Origin of the sequence: Pseudarthrobacter sp. N5 (assembly GCF_050157035.1) — a bacterium.
Classification (GTDB): domain Bacteria; phylum Actinomycetota; class Actinomycetes; order Actinomycetales; family Micrococcaceae; genus Arthrobacter.
Genome location: NZ_CP189593.1, coordinates 3,088,222 through 3,105,796, shown reverse-complemented (window position 1 = coordinate 3,105,796; position 17,575 = coordinate 3,088,222). Strand labels below are relative to the sequence as shown.

The following is a 17,575-nucleotide window of genomic DNA, read 5'->3' as shown; positions in this document are numbered from 1 at the left end:
TTGCCGATAGTGTTGATGGCATGGAAGACAGCTCAACACCGCCAGCAGCCGAACAACCCGGATTCCGCCACGGGGATCCCGTGAAGTATGCCAAACCGGCGCTCATAGCCGGAGCCGGGATCGCCGTCGTCTGCGTCGCACTGCTGGTTATTATTTTCTTCCTTGACTCCTTCAACGCCACCATATATTCCGTTGGCGGCAAGGACATCAACGACGCCACCGACGAAGCCCGGGATATCCGCGGCCTGTATTCCGCCGTGCGCATAGGCGGCATTGTGTTTCTTGTGATCTCCGTGCTGGCGGCCGCAGCCGGCGCCGTTGTCATCTACCGGAACCGGGGCCGCATCAGTGACTCGGACGACGACGGCGGCGAGGACGTTGATTTTGACGATCTTGCCGGCGGCTGAGGTACCGTCAGGGCGTTCGCCTACGTTCACCCGTGACGAAATGCTGGCACTCACCTTGACCGAGTGCTAACCACTTACATAGAGTCGTCATTGGCACTCTCCCTAGGAGGGTGCTAACAACTGAAGCACCACCAGCCAGGCTGCTGCCGGCACCGCGACGACGGTTTGCACGCCACGGCACCCCAGTTCCATAGTCCATAAATTTGCTGACGTAGAAGGAGAGGTCCGAGTGTCGGTCTCTATTAAGCCTCTTGAGGATCGTATTGTTGTCCGCCCGCTTGAAGCCGAGCAGACCACGGCTTCAGGCCTGGTTATCCCGGACTCCGCACAGGAGAAGCCGCAGGAAGGCGAAGTCGTTGCAGTAGGCCCCGGCCGCTTTGACGACAACGGCAACCGCGTTCCCATCGATGTGGCCGTTGGCGACGTCGTTATCTACTCGAAGTACGGCGGAACCGAAGTCAAGACCGGCGGCGTTGAATACCTCGTGCTGTCCGCCCGCGACGTTCTGGCGATCGTCGTTAAGTAACTCTTTGGATCCCCGCGCTGCTGATCTTGCCTGACTCGATCAGCAGTGCGGGTTTCTGTCTTGAAAGGACAAACCATGGCAAAGCAGCTTGCGTTTAACGACGCTGCACGCCGGGCTCTCGAGGCCGGCATCGATAAGCTTGCAGACACTGTCAAGGTGACGCTCGGCCCCCGCGGCCGCAACGTTGTGCTGGACAAAAAGTGGGGCGCCCCCACAATCACCAACGATGGCGTGACCATCGCACGTGAAATCGAGCTGGATGACCCGTATGAGAACCTCGGCGCTCAGCTGGCCAAAGAAGTAGCTACCAAGACCAACGACGTCGCCGGTGACGGAACCACCACCGCAACCGTCCTGGCGCAGGCCCTGGTCAAGGAAGGCCTGCGCAACGTTGCGGCAGGCGCCGCTCCGGGCCAGATCAAGCGTGGAATCGAGGTTTCGGTTGAGGCCGTTGCCGCGCGTCTGCTCGAGAACGCCCGCCCGGTTGAAGGCACCCAGGTCGCCAATGTTGCCTCCATCTCCGCACAGAGCGACGAGGTAGGCGAGCTCCTGGCCGAGGCATTCGGCAAGGTAGGCAAGGATGGTGTGATCACCATCGAGGAATCCTCCACCACGCAGACCGAACTGGTCCTCACCGAGGGCATGCAGTTCGACAAGGGCTACCTGTCCCCGTACTTCGTCACCGACGCGGAACGTCAGGAAGCTGTCCTTGAGGACGCGCTCATCCTGATCAACCAGGGCAAGATCTCCTCGGTTGCGGACTTCCTTCCGCTGCTGGAGAAGGCTCTGCAGAGCTCTAAGCCGCTGTTCATCATTGCCGAGGACGTCGACGGCGAGGCACTCTCCACGCTGATCGTCAACCGCATCCGCGGCACCCTGAACGTGGTTGCCGTCAAGGCTCCAGGCTTCGGCGACCGCCGCAAGGCCATGCTCCAGGACATTGCCACCCTCACCGGTGCACAGGTTGTCTCGCCGGAACTTGGCCTCAGCCTGGACACGGTTGGCCTTGAGGTGCTGGGTAGCGCCCGCCGCATCACGGTCACCAAGGACAACACCACCATCGTTGACGGAGCAGGTTCCGCCGAGGACGTCGCGGCACGGGTTTCCCAGCTGCGCGCCGAGCTGACCCGCACCGATTCCGATTGGGACAAGGAAAAGCTGCAGGAACGCCTGGCCAAGCTGGCCGGCGGCATCGGCGTGATCAAGGTCGGCGCAGCCACCGAGGTCGAGCTGAAGGAAAAGAAGCACCGCATTGAGGACGCTGTGTCCTCCACCCGCGCTGCCCTCGAAGAAGGCATCGTCGCCGGCGGCGGCGCCGCCCTCATCCACGCCCTCAAGGCGCTGGACGAGGACTCCGCGGTCAAAGCGCTCGAAGGTGACGCAGCTGCCGCTGTCGGCATCGTCCGCCGTGCGCTGACCCAGCCGCTGCGCTGGATCGCGCAGAACGCCGGCTTCGACGGCTACGTTGTGGTTGCCAAGGTTGGGGATTTGGCCGACAATCACGGCTTCAACGCCAAGACCGGCGTGTACGAGGACCTGATTGCGGCCGGCGTCATTGACCCGGTCAAGGTGACGCGTGCGGCTCTCCGCAATGCAGCCTCCATCGCCGCGCTGGTTCTCACCACCGAGACTCTCGTTGTTGAGAAGCCTGCCGACGAAGACGAGCATGCGGGACACAGGCACTAGTCTGTAACCTCCAGAAGAAGGCCGGTCCAGCGTTGCTGGACCGGCCTTCTTTTGCGCTCCGCTACCCGGGCATTCAGTTCCGCGCACGGAGCAACCGGCGCCGCAAACGTATGGCGGCGCCGTCGGGAAGCCTCTGCGGAACGGTGGATGATCACGGCCGCCCGGCGCAGAGTTTCACGGCCGGGCGGAAAGCTGGATTGGTGCTGAACATTACGGATCGTTAACATAGATGCTTTGGAAAACCGCTTTGAGAGGTCTTTGTGTCGATAGCGAGAACCATATCCTCACCGCGCCGTGGGCGCGGAACGGGTCCAACGAGCCGGAAATCAAAATTCCGCCCCGAAATCCAAGGCCTCCGCGCGCTCGCGGTCCTGATGGTTGTCACCTACCATGTGTGGCTCGGCCGGGTGTCCGGCGGCGTGGACATCTTCCTGCTCATTTCGGCGTTCCTGCTGACCCTTTCCTTTGTGCGGAAAGTTGACAGCGGCAGACCCCTGCGGCTTATCCAGCACTGGCTGCACCTTTTCAAGCGCCTGCTGCCCGCCGCCGTCGTGGTCATTCTGGGTGTCCTTGCGGGCACCTGGCTTATCATCCCGCAGAGCCGCTGGCCGGACATTCTGGAACAGACCTGGGCCTCGCTCCTTTACCGGCAGAACTGGCTGCTGGCTGACACCGCCGTGGACTACTATGCGCAGGACCACTCCGGGGCGAGCCCCCTGCAGCATTTCTGGTCGCTTTCAATCCAAGGCCAGGTATTCATCCTCTGGCCTCTCGTGTTCGCCGCCACCGCCATCCTGTGGCGATTGCTTCGTCGGCTGCCGGGCCGCTGGGCAGATGTCAACTACCGGATGCTGCTGACGGCGGCGTTCGCAGCGATCTTTACAGCCTCGCTGCTGTACTCCATCGACCAGACCGCCACCAACCAGGCCTATGCGTACTTTGACACCCGGGCAAGGCTCTGGGAGTTCGCACTGGGCTCGCTCCTCGCGCTCGTTATGCCCTACCTGAAGCCGGGGAAGGTCCTGCGTATTGTCCTGGGCTGGGCCGGGCTGGCAGCCATGGTTTCGTGCGGGCTGGTGCTGACAGTTGACAGGTCCTTCCCCGGTTTCATTGCTCTCTGGCCGACCCTTGCGGCCGCTGCAATGATCGTGGCCGGCCAAAGCGGCAGCAGATTCGGCGTTGACCGGCTGCTGAGCTGGAAACCTCTGGTTTCGCTTGGCGATAACTCCTATGCCCTCTACCTGTGGCACTGGCCCCTCCTGGTGCTCGCACTCTCGGCTACGGGTATCACCGCTCCCAACCTGCTCCAGGGCCTCGCACTTGTTGCGGCTTCGGTCGTGGCCGCCGTGCTCACCACCAGGTTCGTCGAGAAACCCCTCCGCGAATGGTGCTGGCCGGAAATGCGGGCCTGGCGCACCGCCGTCGTTATCGTTGCCTGCGGTGCAATCCTTGCCGGACCGGTGGCTGTGTGGCAGTCCTACCTGACGGCGGAGGAGGCCGCCGCTGTGGCCCAGCCCCGCGAACTCACGCCGGGGGCCGCCGCGCTGGCGCCGGAAAACGCCGGCAAATCCACTCCGCAGGCAAAGGTCATTCCTGTCCCTGCGGCCATGAAAAACGAATGGGCGGACATCGACGGACTTTGTACGGGCCAGAATGTGCCCGGCGATCCTTTGCTGGCAGGCTGCCTGCAGAACTCGACGCCGGAGGCCGTCACCAAAAGCATTGTGGTGCTGGGGGACTCCCACGCGCAGCAGTACATGGCGGCGCTGGGCCCCATCGCCAAAGAGCATGGCTGGGAAATCATAACGTTGCTACGCGGCGACTGCCGCTTCGGCGCAGAGTCCGCGGAACGTGACGCGGTGTGCAACGACTTCAACCTTGCCAGCGCCGCCTATGTTTTGGAACACCAGCCGGACGCTGTTTTCACAGTGGCTTCACTGACGCACAAGGAGGTCCCGTTCGAAACCGCGGTCCCGGGCTATCTGGACGGCATCAAACAGTTCACGGAGGCCGGCATGGACGTCGTTGGCATCAGGGACAACCCGCGGTTCAGCAGCAACATGCCTGAATGTGTGCAGAAAAACGGGGCCGATGCGCCGGAGTGCAACCATCCGTTGAACGAATCACTTGCTGAGCCGTCGCCGCTGGATGACTACCAGGAGAAAGTCGTTGGACTACACCTTATGGACATGAGTGACTTCATCTGTGCTGAGGGAGTCTGCCCTGCGGTGGTCGGTAACGTCTACGTTTACAAGGACGACAACCACCTCACCAAGACGTATGTGGAAAGCATGATTCCCATGTTCGAGCAGCGCCTTCTGGCCGCTACGGGCTGGAAATAGTGCCCCCCGCGAATGCACCGGCGGGCAAGGGGCGCGTGCCATTCCTCACATTGGCTCCGCGGAATATGGGGATCGCCGTGGAGGTTCTAGTATTTATCCAACACTTCAGCACCAACTTCTGCACAGGCCAGTCCCGTAATAACGGGCTGGTCATCAGCTGCAACCCCTACCCGTGAACCCGTAACCAAGGTAAGAGGCGCACTCATGACCCAGCCCGAACACGATCCTTTTGGCTTCATTGGCCTGACGTACGACGACGTCCTGCTGCTCCCCGGCCACACGGACGTCATCCCGTCCGACGCCGACACCTCCTCGCGTGTCTCCAAGCGCATCAGCGTGCACACCCCGCTGCTGTCCGCCGCGATGGATACCGTGACGGAATCGCGGATGGCCATCGCCATGGCCCGCCAGGGTGGTCTCGGCGTGATCCACCGCAACCTGTCCATTGCCGACCAGGCCGATCAGGTGGACCGGGTCAAGCGCAGCGAATCGGGCATGATCACCAACCCGCTGACCATTGGTCCCGAGGCAAACCTGCAGGAACTGGATGAGCTGTGCGCCCAGTATCGTGTGTCCGGACTTCCGGTCGTGGACGACGGCGGCCGGCTGCTCGGCATTGTCACCAACCGGGACACCCGCTTCATTCTGGAAGCGGAATTCCCGCACCGCCTCGTCAGCGACGTGATGACCAAAATGCCGCTGATCACCGGCCACGTCGGCATCAGCCGCGAAGAGGCCTCGCACAAGCTGGCCACCAACAAGATCGAAAAGCTGCCGCTCGTGGACGGGCAGGGCCGGCTCAAGGGCCTCATCACCACCAAGGATTTCACCAAGGCCGAGCAGTACCCGCTCGCCACCAAGGACGACGAAGGCCGTCTCCGTGTGGGTGCAGCCATTGGCTTCTTCGGCGACGGCTGGGAGCGGGCCATGGCCCTGATCGACGCGGGCGTGGACGCACTCTTCGTTGACACGGCGAATGGCCACTCGCAGGGGGTGCTGGACATGATCCGCCGCCTGAAGTCGGATCCCGTGGCCGCACACGTTGACATCATCGGCGGACAGGCCGCCACCCGCGAAGGCGCGCAGGCGCTCATCGACGCCGGTGCGGACGGCATCAAAGTGGGTGTGGGCCCGGGGTCCATCTGCACCACCCGCGTGGTGGCGGGCGTGGGCGTTCCCCAGATCACGGCCATCTATGAGTCCGCGAAGGCCGCCATTCCTGCCGGCGTTCCATTGATCGCCGACGGCGGTCTGCAGTATTCGGGCGACATCGGCAAGGCGCTTGTCGCCGGTGCGGATACTGTGATGCTCGGCTCGCTGCTGGCCGGTTGCGATGAGTCTCCTGGTGAGTTGATCTTTGTCAACGGCAAGCAGTTCAAGAGCTACCGGGGGATGGGCTCGCTGGGGGCCATGCAGTCCCGAGGCAAGAACACTTCTTATTCCAAGGACCGCTACTTCCAGGCGGATGTTTCCGGTGATGACAAGCTCATCCCGGAAGGCATCGAAGGCCGGGTGGCATACCGCGGCCCACTGGCCTCTGTGGCCTACCAGCTGGTGGGCGGGCTCCGCCAGACCATGTTCTATGTCGGTTCTCCCACCATCCCGGAGCTGAAGGCCCGCGGCAAGTTCGTCCGCATCACCGCCGCCGGTCTCAAGGAATCACACCCGCACGACATCCAGATGACGGTGGAGGCTCCGAACTACGGTTCGCGCTGATTGGCTGTTCGCACTAATTAGCACGGCCCGGCCGCGGTACTAGGCTGGCTGCATGTCTGAATTGAGGCCGGCGCGGGAACCGAAGCGAAAGCTTGCGCTGCGCCCCTACGCGAGGGCAGTCGCCCAGGTCCTGCGGGTAAGTTTCCGGGCGTCACCGGCTGCTGTGGTCATGAAGGTGGCCGGCTCGCTGATCTCCGCGCTGCTGCCGTTGGTGACCACGTACTTCGCTGCACTGACCACAACGGCACTGGCCGCTGCCTATTCCGGCGACGGGCAAGCCGGACAGCAGGCAATCGTATATGTAATCATCACGGCTGCGCTGGGCCTGTTCTGGGGTGCTTTCAGCAGTGTGGATCGGTTTATCCAGCAGCTGATGAGCTTCAAGGTCGGCGCGATCGTGGGCGACATGATGTATGAGCGATTCCTCGCTCTGGAGTTCTGGCGCTACGACGACAAAGAAACAGTGGATCTCTATGACCGCGCCAAGAGGTTTTCGGATTCGTATGCCCGGGTGCTGGACCGGATCGCCGCCATTTTCACACAGCTTGTCTCCGTTATCCTCGCCATCGGTGCGCTATTGCTGGTCAGCTGGTGGATCGCGGTGATTGTCCTCGTTGCCATCGTTCCCAGCGTCTACCTGCAGTTCAAGCTCTCGCGCGAGCAGATTGCGCACTGGAATACACAAGTGGATTCGCGGCGGCAGCGCCGGATGATCGAAACCAACCTGCTGCGGCCTCAGCACATCGCCGAGATGCGCCTGTACGGCATAGTGGGATACCTGATGGACCTGCGTTCGCGGCTCCGTGATGCAGATGAGCGCCGGAGGCTCGACTTCCAGAAACGCTACATTCCCATGCAGCTTGCCGCCGATGCGCTGCAATATGGCGCACAGGTGGTCTCGCTGATCTGGGTAGTGGGCCAGATCATCGCCCGGGCCCAGCCGGTGGGGCAGTTCCTGTACGTCCAGCAGATAGTCAGCCGTGCTCTGTCCACGGCCAACAGCCTGGTTTCATCACTGAGCTCCATCGACGAGGATCTGGCGAACCTCACGGACTATGAGCTGTTCATGGCCATGCCTGTGCATTCCGAAAACGCGCCACCGTTGCTCCAGGCACCCGCCACGGTGGAACTGCGCGATGTCCGCTTCACCTATACCGGAAGTGACATCGAGGTCATCCGGGGCATCTCCATAACCATCAGGGAAGGGCAGCACATTGCCATCGTCGGTGAAAACGGTGCGGGAAAATCCACGCTGATCCGCATTCTGGCGGGCCTCTACACACCGGATTCGGGCCAGGTATTGCTCGACGGCGTTGACCTCGCCGCCGTCGACGTCAAGTCCTGGCACCGGCACATTGCGGTGCTGAGCCAGGAGTTCCTGAAGTACGAGTTCGCCACCGCCGCGGAAAACATCTTCTTCGGCGACGTGGATTCGCCGAGGAATGATGGCCGGATCCGCGATGCCGCTTCCGACGCCGAGGCTCTGGAGTTCATCATCAAACTCCCCAACGGCCTGGACAACCATGTCAGCAATTGGATGGAGGATCCGCGCGGACGGAAGGGGAGCGGCCTGTCCGGCGGCCAGTGGCAGCGCCTGGCAATGGCCCGTAATTTTTACCGGAATGCGAGTTTTATGGTGATGGACGAGCCGACCTCTGCCATCGATGCCCTCGCCGAGCACCGGATTTTCACCCGGCTCTTCGCCGACCGCAGCAGCACCATCATCGCCATCAGCCACCGTCTCGCCACCATCGAAAAGGCGGACATCGTCTACATGCTGGAGGATGGTCAATTGGTGGAACAGGGCACCCACCATGAGTTGGTGGCACTCCGGGGGCGGTACTTCAGGATGTTCGAATCGCAATTGGGCGTCGACGAAGACGAGGATGTCTGAGCCGGTGGGCGTGACGCCGGGAACGGCCCTTGACCGCTTGACCGGTGCGGAGCAGCACCGTTCAAGCGGCCCTGGGCCGTTCTGAGCTAGTTCGTGGTCACAGAGGTGTCATCGATGTAGAAGTAGGTCGGCAGCGAGGAATCCTCAACACCGAGGAAACGCAGGGTCACGCTTTGGCCTTTGAACGCGGAAAGATCCAGCTGTTTCTGTCCGTAGGAGGAGGACTCATTCAGGTTGGAATACGTCGCCAGAGTGGTGGTGACGCCACCGCTGATGACCTGGACCTTGAGGGTGTCGTAGGCCGAACTCGCAGTGGTTTCGTCGGACTGGACCTGCAAGTAGAAGGCCAGGGACGCGCCGGAAATGCCGGACGGGACGGTGAAGGTCTGGTCCAGGTTGTAGCTGGTGGACTGGCCCCAGCCGTTCAGGCCTGCGAAACGGGAACCGGTGCGGGCATTGGTGCCGGTCTCAAAGATGTCCGCTTTGTTGGACGTCCAGGCGACGGCGCCCTCCTCAAACCCGGGGTTGAGCAGCAGATTCCCGGAAGGAGGCGGGGTGCTTCCGCCCAGCAGACCCATGGTCATGGAGGCATCGGAGAGTCCGGCACCACAGCCGGTGGTGCAGCCCCCCGGCATGGCGCGGGTACCAAGCTTAAGCGTTGATTCGACCTGGGCCGGGCTGAGCGCCGGGGACTTGGACTTCATCAATGCCACCAGGCCGGCGACGTGTGGTGAAGCCATGGAGGTGCCCTGGTAGCTGGCATAGCCTGCGGCGCCGGGGACCGTTGTGCCTGTGTTGATGGTCGAGAGGATCCCCCCGCCTGCCACCCGGACGTCGCCTCCCGGAGCGGTCAGATCCACGGAAGCGCCGTAGTTTGAGTAGTAGGAAAGGCTGCCGCTCGGGTTGCTGGCGGCCACACTGACCACGCCGTTGCAATTGGCGGGACGGAATCCGGAAGCGTCCTGATTGCTGTTGCCTGCCGCCACAACAACAGTGGTTCCCCGCGCCACAGCGGAGTCAATCGCTGCCTGGTAGGTAGTGCCGCAGGCGCCGCTGCCGCCCAGGCTCATGTTGATGACCTGCGCCGGATTGGCGTTGGCCGGAACGCCGCTGACTGTGCCGCCGGCTGCCCAGATGATGGCGTCGGAAATGTCGGACAATGAACCGCCGCACTTTGCCAGCACGCGAACGGGAACAACCTTGGCGTTGGGTGCTACGCCGGCCACGCCGGTGGCATTGCCGGTGACAGCAGCCACCGTTCCGGCCACGTGTGTGCCGTGCCAGGATGAATTGGAGGCCGCAGGCTGGCCACACTCGCCGGCAAGGTACCAGTCACCCTGGTCCTGGGGATTGGAATCGCGGCCGTCGCCGTCGCGGGCTGCTGCAGCATCGGAGACGAAGTCGTATCCCGGGAGAACATTGCTGTTGAGATCTGCGTGTGAGGTGATTCCGGTGTCGATCACGGCCACGGTCGCACCAGTGCCGGTTGCGACGTCCCACGCGCCCGGAACACGCATGCCGTTGGCGGCAGTGAAGTCCCATTGCTCGCCGTAGCGGGGATCATTGGGGCTCAGCGCCACAGTCATCCGCGAATCGGGTTCCACGGATTCCACAGCTCCTGAAGCGGCGAGCTGGATCATGAAATCCTTCGCCGCTTGGCCGGACAGTTCCTTGTCTGCAGCGATGAGGGTGCCGCCGGTGGCCAGGGTGCGGATCTCGTGCACCGAGACACCCTGCTGCCGCGCTGCCGTGCCCCATGCGTTGGCTCGACCGTTTGCAGTGGAGTTCGACGGGCTTTGTTTGTACGTGACGATGAATTTGGCGTAGGACTCGCCGGCGGCAATGTTCTGCACAAAGGCAGCCCCGCTGCCCTCTGGGCTGCCGGCATCATCGGTGTCGCCCGGAGCAGCGAAAACTGGTGAAGCCGCAAGGGCCATGGCGCCGACGGCGGCCGCCAGCGATAGGGCGAGGACGCGGGGCGCCCTGGTTGAACCGATTCTCATGGCTCTGCTTTCTCTCAGGGGGCACAACGCTGTGTCCCCGTGATTTGGGGTGTGTGATGGGCGGCCAAAAGGACATATCAGCTGTTGACCGAGAGTAAACATAAACGTATTTTCACTTCTTGTAAATACTTGACAAAACTGGTCAAAGAAGTCTTGGCTATCGGTTACCTGTCACCATGGACAGTCGCCTGCGCTATACCCTGCGCGGTCAAGTAAAGTGGTCACGTGACTTACGAGATTGAGATTGGCCGTGGCAAACGTGGGCGTCGTGCCTACTCCCTGGATGACATCGCGATCGTCCCCAACCGTCGTACGCGTGATCCCAAGGACGTATCCGTCTCATGGCAGATAGATGCCTACAAGTTCGACATGCCGGTCATCGCCGCACCGATGGACTCTGCGATGTCCCCCGAGACCGCCATTGCGTTGGGCCGCCTCGGCGGACTGGGGGTCCTTGACCTTGAAGGCCTCTGGACCCGGTACGAGGACCCGCAGTCTGTCCTTGACGAGATCGGGGCGCTCGACGACGAGACCAACAGCCCGGCTGTGACCCGGCGGATGCAGGAGCTCTACCGGGCCCCCATCCAGCCCGAACTGATCACCTCCAGGCTTGCTGAAATCCGCGCCGCCGGTGTCACCGTGGCCGGTTCCCTGACGCCGCAGCGCACCCAGGAGCACTACAAGACTGTGCTGGCTGCCGGCGTCGATATTTTTGTGATCCGCGGAACCACCGTCTCCGCCGAGCACGTGTCCAAGGACCATGAGCCGCTGAACCTCAAACAGTTTATTTACGAACTGGACGTTCCGGTGATTGTCGGCGGAGCTGCCGGCTACACGCCTGCCCTGCACCTGATGCGCACCGGTGCGGCCGGCGTCCTGGTGGGCTTTGGCGGAGGCGCCAGCAGCACAACCCGCCGCGCCCTGGGAATCCATTCACCCATGGCATCTGCGATTTCCGACGTCGCCGCAGCCCGCCGCGACTACATGGATGAGTCCGGCGGACGCTACGTCCACGTTATTGCCGACGGCGGTATGGGCTCTTCCGGCGACATCGTGAAGGCGATTGCCATGGGTGCCGACGCCGTGATGTTGGGCAGCGCTTTGGCCCGCGCCGAAGAAGCTCCTGGAAAGGGCTGGCACTGGGGCCAGGAGGCACACCACCTGGAACTTCCGCGCGGCGACCGGGCCAACGTGGGCACTGTGGGCCCCCTTGAGGAAGTGCTCTTCGGCCCGGGGCACCACACCAACGGAACATCCAACCTGATCGGTGCGCTTCGCCGTTCCATGGCCACGACCGGATATTCGGACCTGAAGGAATTCCAGCGGGTCGACGTCGTGGTGTCGCCCTACTCCGGGAACTGATCAACAGGGCCCTGCCCATCCGCAGTCCAAGCAAGTAGTCTGGTGACCTACGGCTGGACCATGACGTTCTATGTGGATGGAGGCGGGCGATGTTTGCATTTCCGGGAGGTTCTGGCACAAGCGGCGGTGTGTTGGGGCCGGAGGCCAGGGAGGCTTCGCTTGAAGCGCTCAAAGCCACCGACGCCCCGGGCCAGGAGCTGGACATCCTCATTGTCGGCGGCGGAATCGTCGGAACCGGCGCCGCTTTGGACGCAATAACACGCGGTCTGAGCGTTGGCATTGTTGAGGCCAATGACTGGGCCGCGGGTACCTCGTCGCGGTCCTCCAAGCTCATCCACGGCGGCCTGCGATACCTTGAGATGCTGGACTTCGCGCTCGTCAAGGAAGCGCTGCAGGAACGAGGGCTCCTGCTCTCGGAGCTTGCCCCGCATCTCGCACGCCCGGTTCCTTTCCTCTATCCTCTGACCCGGCCGTTCCTGGAGCGGCCCTACGTCGGGGCGGGCATTGCCTTGTACGACCTCATGTCCATCTCCGGCGGGCACAGCAGGGGAGTGCCGTTCCACAAGCACCTGTCCCGGCGTGCAACCCTGCGGGCCGCCCCCAGCCTGAAGGACGACGCCTTTGTGGGCTCGATCCGCTACTACGACGGACAGGTTGACGACGCCAAGTATGTTGCGAATCTGGTACGTACCGCCGCGCACTACGGCGCGCATGCCGTGAACCAGGTGTCAGTCGTAGACTTCCTGCGGGAAGGGGAACGGGTGGTGGGTGCAAAGGTCATCAACCACGAGGACGGCTCGCGGTTCAATATCCGGGCCAGGCAGGTCATCAATGCAACCGGTGTATGGACAGATGAGACCCAGGCCATGGTCACGGACCGGGGCCAGCTGAAGGTCCGCGCATCCAAGGGCATTCACCTGGTGGTTCCGCGGGACCGTTTCCAGTCAACGGTAGGCCTCATCTTGAAAACCGAGAAGTCGGTGCTGTTTGTTATCCCGTGGGGGCGGCACTGGATTATTGGCACCACCGATACCGACTGGAAGCTGGACAAGGCCCACCCTGCCGCCTCGAGTAAGGACATCGACTACATTCTTGAGCACGTGAACAAGGTGCTCAAACGGCCGCTGACCAGGGAAGACGTTGAAGGCGTCTACGCAGGACTCCGGCCGCTGCTGGCCGGTGAAAATGACTCAACGGCCAAGCTGTCCCGTGAGCATGTGGTGGCACACCCGGTGCCGGGACTGGTGGTTGTGGCCGGCGGTAAATGGACCACGTACAGGGTGATGGCCCAGGATGCCGTGGACGAAGCCACCCGCAGCATGGACGAGCGTGTCCCGCCCAGCTGCACGGAAACCATTCCGCTCCTCGGAGCCAGTGGTTTCAAGGCAGCCTGGAACCGTCGAAACAGGACGGCCGAGGAGTCCGGCGTGCACGTGGCCCGGGTGGAGCACCTGCTGAACCGGTACGGATCCATGACAGCGGAGGTGCTGGAGCTCATAGGCAATAAACCGGAACTGGCGCAACCGCTGCCGGGCGCGGATGACTATTTGCAGGCCGAGGCCGTCTACGCCACGACCCACGAAGGTGCCCGGCACGTGCAGGACGTGCTTACCCGCAGGACCCGTATTTCGATCGAGTCCTGGGATCGCGGTGTGTCCGCGGCGCCGGTAGTCGCTAAACTGATGGGAGAAATCCTCGGCTGGAGCGATGTGCAGCGGGACAGCGAAATCAAGCACTACCTTGCACGGGTGGAAGCCGAAAGGCTCAGCCAGCAGCAGCCGGATGACGAATCTGCCGATGCCGCACGTATGGGCGTGGAGGACATCGTCCCGCTGCGCTGAACCGGCCCCTGCAGCCCAACTGCTCGCCTCATTGAAGGGACACGCCTTGGCCGAACCACTTGACCGGTACGATGCCGAACTCACCACGCCCGAGATGGTGATTCTGGAATTGGACGCATCGGATAAGTCGGACGCCGCGGCGCAGCTTGCCGAACGGCTCTTTGCTGCCGGTCGGGTGACGGATCTGGCCGGCTTCCTGGAGCACGTCAACGCACGCGAGCACCAGCTGGCCACTGGATTGCCGGGAGGTATCGGGCTGCCGCATGCCCGCAGCGAATTTGTCTCGCGGACATCCATCGCGGTGGGTATCACCAAGTACGGCTCTGCACTGGACTTCGGTGCCGCTGACGGACCCGCAACCGTCATTCTGCTCATTGCCACACCCGCCAGCTCATTCTCGGATCACTTGGAAGTGCTGGCCACGCTTGCGCGCTCGCTGTCGAAGGAGTCCTTCCGTGAATCCCTGCGCCGCGCCTATGACCCGGAAGTGATCGCGGAACTTATCAACTCCAGCCTGGTGTTCTTCGACCACTAGGGGCAGGCCCTTTCGTGTCGACTCCGTCGCCACGTAGGGACCCTGCTGCCCCACTCTAGGCAGGCCCTTTCGAGGTCGGCCTGGGCCCCGTTTCGTTGTTCTACAGACAGACGAAGTACGGTTAACGGGTGTGGAAAACTGCCCTTAAACCCCGATGGATCGCAGGCCTTGTCTTTGCGATCGTGATTTCGGGGGTGTTTGTACTGTTGAGCCAATGGCAGTTTGGCCGCTCAACCCAGCCGGAAGTCGCCGTAAATACTGGCACTGAAGAACTGCGGCCCCTCATCGGCGTCCTTGAACCCGGCGATTTTTTCCACGGCTCCGTGGCAGACCAGATGGTGACTGTTACAGGTTCGTATGATCCGGCAACGCAGGTGCTGGTGCCGGGCCGTCTGAACGACGGCGTCCGGGGCTACTGGGTGATTTCCGCCTTCTCCGTTGATGGGGCTCCTGCGCTGAGCGGGGCAGGAGCGTCACCGCAGACGTGGATTCCGGTGGCGCGGGGCTGGGTTGCGGATCCTGCGGACGCCGGGATCCCGCCGTCGGGCCCTATCGAACTGGCAGGGAGGCTCCTGCCGTCTGAAGCACCGCTGCCCAACATCGATCCTGGTTCCGGGCGGGCCTCCGCCGTATCTGTGGCTGAGCTGATCAATGTGTGGAACATCAGCAGCTATCCCGGATTCGTTGCCGCCACCGCTGAGATTTCGGGGACTACCGACGTCGGCGCTGCTGCAACGGATAGTCCGTTGAAGCCGCTGCGGATCGGGCCCCAGCCGCCTGCGCAGCAGATTAACTGGCTGAATCTCTTCTACTCCTTGGAGTGGGTCGTCTTCGCGGGCTTTGCTTTCTTCATCTGGTGGCGCATGGTCCAGGATGACTACCGCCGCAGTCTCGAGGACGAGCTCGAGAACGGCCACCCGGTCACCCAGCAGTCCGCAAATCCGACCCAACAAGCCGAACCGAACCAACAAAAGGTACAGCCATGATTGAACCGAAACCGGCCATCCAGCCACAGCCCTCCAACGGAGGCGGAACCACCGGGAAGAAGCGCCGGTTCGGCGGAACGGAAGCCCAGATCCGCTCGGCACTGAAGTTTTACAGGGTGCTGGCCTACCTCACGGGCGCCATGCTGCTGCTGCTGTGTGCCGAGCTTGTTGCGCGCTACGCCTTCGGACAGTACTTGTTTGCCAGCGGAACAAATGCACTGACGGGCCAGCCCTTTGGCGTGGGGTTCGCGGATGCCGAGCCGAACGGCGTGATCGGTGGTGTGAACATCTCGGTGACCATCCTGATCGTGCATGGCTGGATGTACGTGGTGTATCTCGTTTCCGACTTCCGCTTGTGGTCGCTGATGCGCTGGCCGCTGACCAAACTCGTACTGCTCGCGCTGGGTGGAGTGATCCCGTTCCTGTCGTTCATCGTCGAGCGCAAATTCCACGCCGATGTGGAGGCCGAACTGGCCGCCCACCCGCAGGCGCCGCAGCGGTACTGAGGGGTCGGCCAGCCCCCGCTTGGATGACTGATAGAGTCTCCTGCGTCACAGCAGGGCCCCTAGAGGTGCGCCGGGGCAACGCCGCCAAGTAGTCTGGGGTGGTGACTACTCCCACTGCATCCCAGACTTCCCAGAAGCCGGTGCTGGTTGTTGACTACGGTGCCCAGTACGCGCAGCTGATTGCCCGCCGCGTCCGGGAAGCGAATGTGTATTCGGAAGTGGTTCCGCATACCCTCACCACCGAGCAGCTCCTGGCCAAAAATCCCGTCGCCATCATCCTTTCGGGCGGCCCCTCCAGCGTTTACGCGGACGGGGCTCCGAGCGTGGGCGCGGAGCTCTTCGAAGCCGGCATTCCCGTCTTGGGCATCTGCTATGGCTTCCAGGCCATGGCCAACGCCCTGGGCGGCACCGTGGCCCAGACTGGCCTCCGTGAGTACGGGGCCACGGAAGCGACCACAGTGGGCGAGGCGCGGTCCATTCTGGCAGGCCTGCCCCAGCACCAGAACACGTGGATGAGCCACGGCGACTCCGTCCAGGAAGCCCCCGAAGGCTTCGACGTGCTGGCATCTACCGCCGGCGCACCCGTGGCGGCGTTCGCCAACGAAGAGAAGTGCCTCTACGGCGTGCAATGGCACCCCGAAGTGAAGCACTCCGACTATGGCCAGCAGGTTCTTGAGAACTTCCTCTTCAAGGGGGCCAAGCTGGAGCCGAACTGGACTGCAGGCAACATCCTTGAGGAACAGGTGGACCGCATCCGTAAGCAGATCGGCGATGCCAGGGTGATTTGTGGGCTCTCCGGCGGCGTCGATTCCGCCGTAGCCGCTGCCCTTGTCCAGCGCGCGGTCGGCGATCAGCTGACGTGCGTGTTCGTTGACCATGGACTGCTGCGTGAAGGCGAAGCCGAGCAGGTAGAGCGCGACTTCGTGGCTGCCACCGGCGTCAAGCTTTACGTCGCGAACGAGCAGGAGCGCTTCCAGACTGCTCTTGCCGGTGTGAGCGATCCTGAGACCAAGCGGAAAATCATCGGCCGTGAATTCATCCGGGCGTTTGAGGAAGCGGAGCTTGCCATCATTGCCGAGGCTGCTGCCGATGGCGAGAAGATCAAGTTCCTGGTGCAGGGCACGCTGTACCCGGACGTTGTGGAATCCGGCGGCGGCGAAGGTGCGGCCAACATCAAGAGCCACCACAATGTTGGCGGGCTGCCGGAGGACCTGCAATTCGAGCTCGTGGAACCACTGCGTGCACTGTTCAAGGACGAAGTCCGTGCAGTTGGCGCCCAGCTGGGCCTGCCGCAGGAGATCGTCGGCCGCCAGCCCTTCCCCGGCCCGGGCCTCGGTATCCGCATCGTCGGCGAGGTCACAAAGGAGCGGCTGGACCTGCTGCGCAAAGCAGACGCAATTGCCCGGGCCGAACTGACGGCAGCAGGCCTGGACAATGAGGTCTGGCAAATGCCGGTGGTGCTTCTGGCGGACGTTCGCAGCGTCGGTGTCCAGGGCGACGGCCGCACGTATGGCCACCCCATCGTCCTCCGTCCGGTGTCCTCTGAAGATGCGATGACCGCGGACTGGTCCCGGCTTCCGTACGATCTGCTGGCCCGGATTTCCAACAGGATTACCAACGAGGTGGATGGGGTCAACCGCGTGGTTCTGGACGTCACCAGCAAACCACCCGGAACCATCGAGTGGGAATAGCATTCTGAGTGGCCGGTCTCCTGGTTGAGGCCGGCCACTTGCCTTATTTGATTGAAATCAGCTGCAATTTGGACTGAGCC

At 62.7% G+C, this 17,575-nt stretch carries 13 protein-coding genes; 12 read left to right on the top strand and 1 reads right to left on the bottom strand.

All coding sequences use genetic code 11. The features are described from left to right. Positions 1-20: 20 nt before the first annotated feature. The 6 genes from ACQCST_RS14870 (at position 21) to ACQCST_RS14845 (ending at position 8,571) form a co-directional block, all read left to right on the top strand. Complete coding sequence (locus tag ACQCST_RS14870) at positions 21-407, top strand: hypothetical protein (protein WP_426996516.1); 387 nt, start codon at positions 21-23, stop codon at positions 405-407. Between the two features lie 229 nt (positions 408-636). After that, the gene (gene groES / locus ACQCST_RS14865) at positions 637-933 is read left to right on the top strand and encodes a co-chaperone GroES (RefSeq protein WP_426996515.1); all 297 of its coding nucleotides are present in this window, start codon (positions 637-639) and stop codon (positions 931-933) included. A gap of 75 nt (positions 934-1,008) precedes the next feature. Beyond that, the gene (gene groL / locus ACQCST_RS14860) at positions 1,009-2,619 is read left to right on the top strand and encodes a chaperonin GroEL (protein ID WP_426996514.1); all 1,611 of its coding nucleotides are present in this window, start codon (positions 1,009-1,011) and stop codon (positions 2,617-2,619) included. Positions 2,620-2,897: 278 nt separating this feature from the next. Next, entirely contained in the window at positions 2,898-4,961 is a 2,064-nt protein-coding gene (locus ACQCST_RS14855) for an acyltransferase family protein (RefSeq protein ID WP_426999195.1), read from the top strand. Positions 4,962-5,165: 204 nt separating this feature from the next. Then, positions 5,166-6,677, top strand: coding sequence for an IMP dehydrogenase (guaB, locus tag ACQCST_RS14850; RefSeq protein ID WP_426996513.1), 1,512 nt, complete (start codon positions 5,166-5,168; stop codon positions 6,675-6,677). A gap of 52 nt (positions 6,678-6,729) precedes the next feature. After that, entirely contained in the window at positions 6,730-8,571 is a 1,842-nt protein-coding gene (locus ACQCST_RS14845) for an ABC transporter ATP-binding protein (protein WP_426996512.1), read from the top strand. Positions 8,572-8,657: 86 nt separating this feature from the next. Here ACQCST_RS14845 and ACQCST_RS14840 read toward each other — a convergent pair whose 3' ends face one another. Then, positions 8,658-10,574 (bottom strand): S8 family serine peptidase, encoded by a 1,917-nt coding sequence (locus ACQCST_RS14840; RefSeq protein ID WP_426996511.1) that lies wholly within the window; start codon positions 10,572-10,574, stop codon positions 8,658-8,660. Between the two features lie 225 nt (positions 10,575-10,799). Between ACQCST_RS14840 and ACQCST_RS14835 the strand changes: the two genes are divergently transcribed. The 6 genes from ACQCST_RS14835 (at position 10,800) to guaA (ending at position 17,495) form a co-directional block, all read left to right on the top strand. Next, positions 10,800-11,936 (top strand): GuaB3 family IMP dehydrogenase-related protein, encoded by a 1,137-nt coding sequence (locus ACQCST_RS14835; protein ID WP_426996510.1) that lies wholly within the window; start codon positions 10,800-10,802, stop codon positions 11,934-11,936. 89 nt (positions 11,937-12,025) lie between these two features. Then, the gene (locus tag ACQCST_RS14830; protein WP_426996509.1) at positions 12,026-13,777 is read left to right on the top strand and encodes a glycerol-3-phosphate dehydrogenase/oxidase; all 1,752 of its coding nucleotides are present in this window, start codon (positions 12,026-12,028) and stop codon (positions 13,775-13,777) included. A gap of 46 nt (positions 13,778-13,823) precedes the next feature. Then, entirely contained in the window at positions 13,824-14,312 is a 489-nt protein-coding gene (locus ACQCST_RS14825) for a PTS sugar transporter subunit IIA (protein WP_426996508.1), read from the top strand. A 128-nt stretch (positions 14,313-14,440) separates the two neighbouring features. Then, complete coding sequence (locus tag ACQCST_RS14820) at positions 14,441-15,298, top strand: SURF1 family protein (protein ID WP_426996507.1); 858 nt, start codon at positions 14,441-14,443, stop codon at positions 15,296-15,298. Next, positions 15,295-15,804, top strand: coding sequence for a DUF3817 domain-containing protein (locus tag ACQCST_RS14815; protein ID WP_426996506.1), 510 nt, complete (start codon positions 15,295-15,297; stop codon positions 15,802-15,804). Before ACQCST_RS14820 ends, ACQCST_RS14815 begins: the two co-directional genes overlap by 4 nt. A gap of 101 nt (positions 15,805-15,905) precedes the next feature. Next, positions 15,906-17,495 carry a glutamine-hydrolyzing GMP synthase gene (gene guaA, locus ACQCST_RS14810; RefSeq protein WP_426996505.1) on the top strand — a complete coding sequence of 530 codons (1,590 nt, stop codon included), beginning with the start codon at positions 15,906-15,908 and terminating at the stop codon, positions 17,493-17,495. Positions 17,496-17,575: the final 80 nt, after the last annotated feature.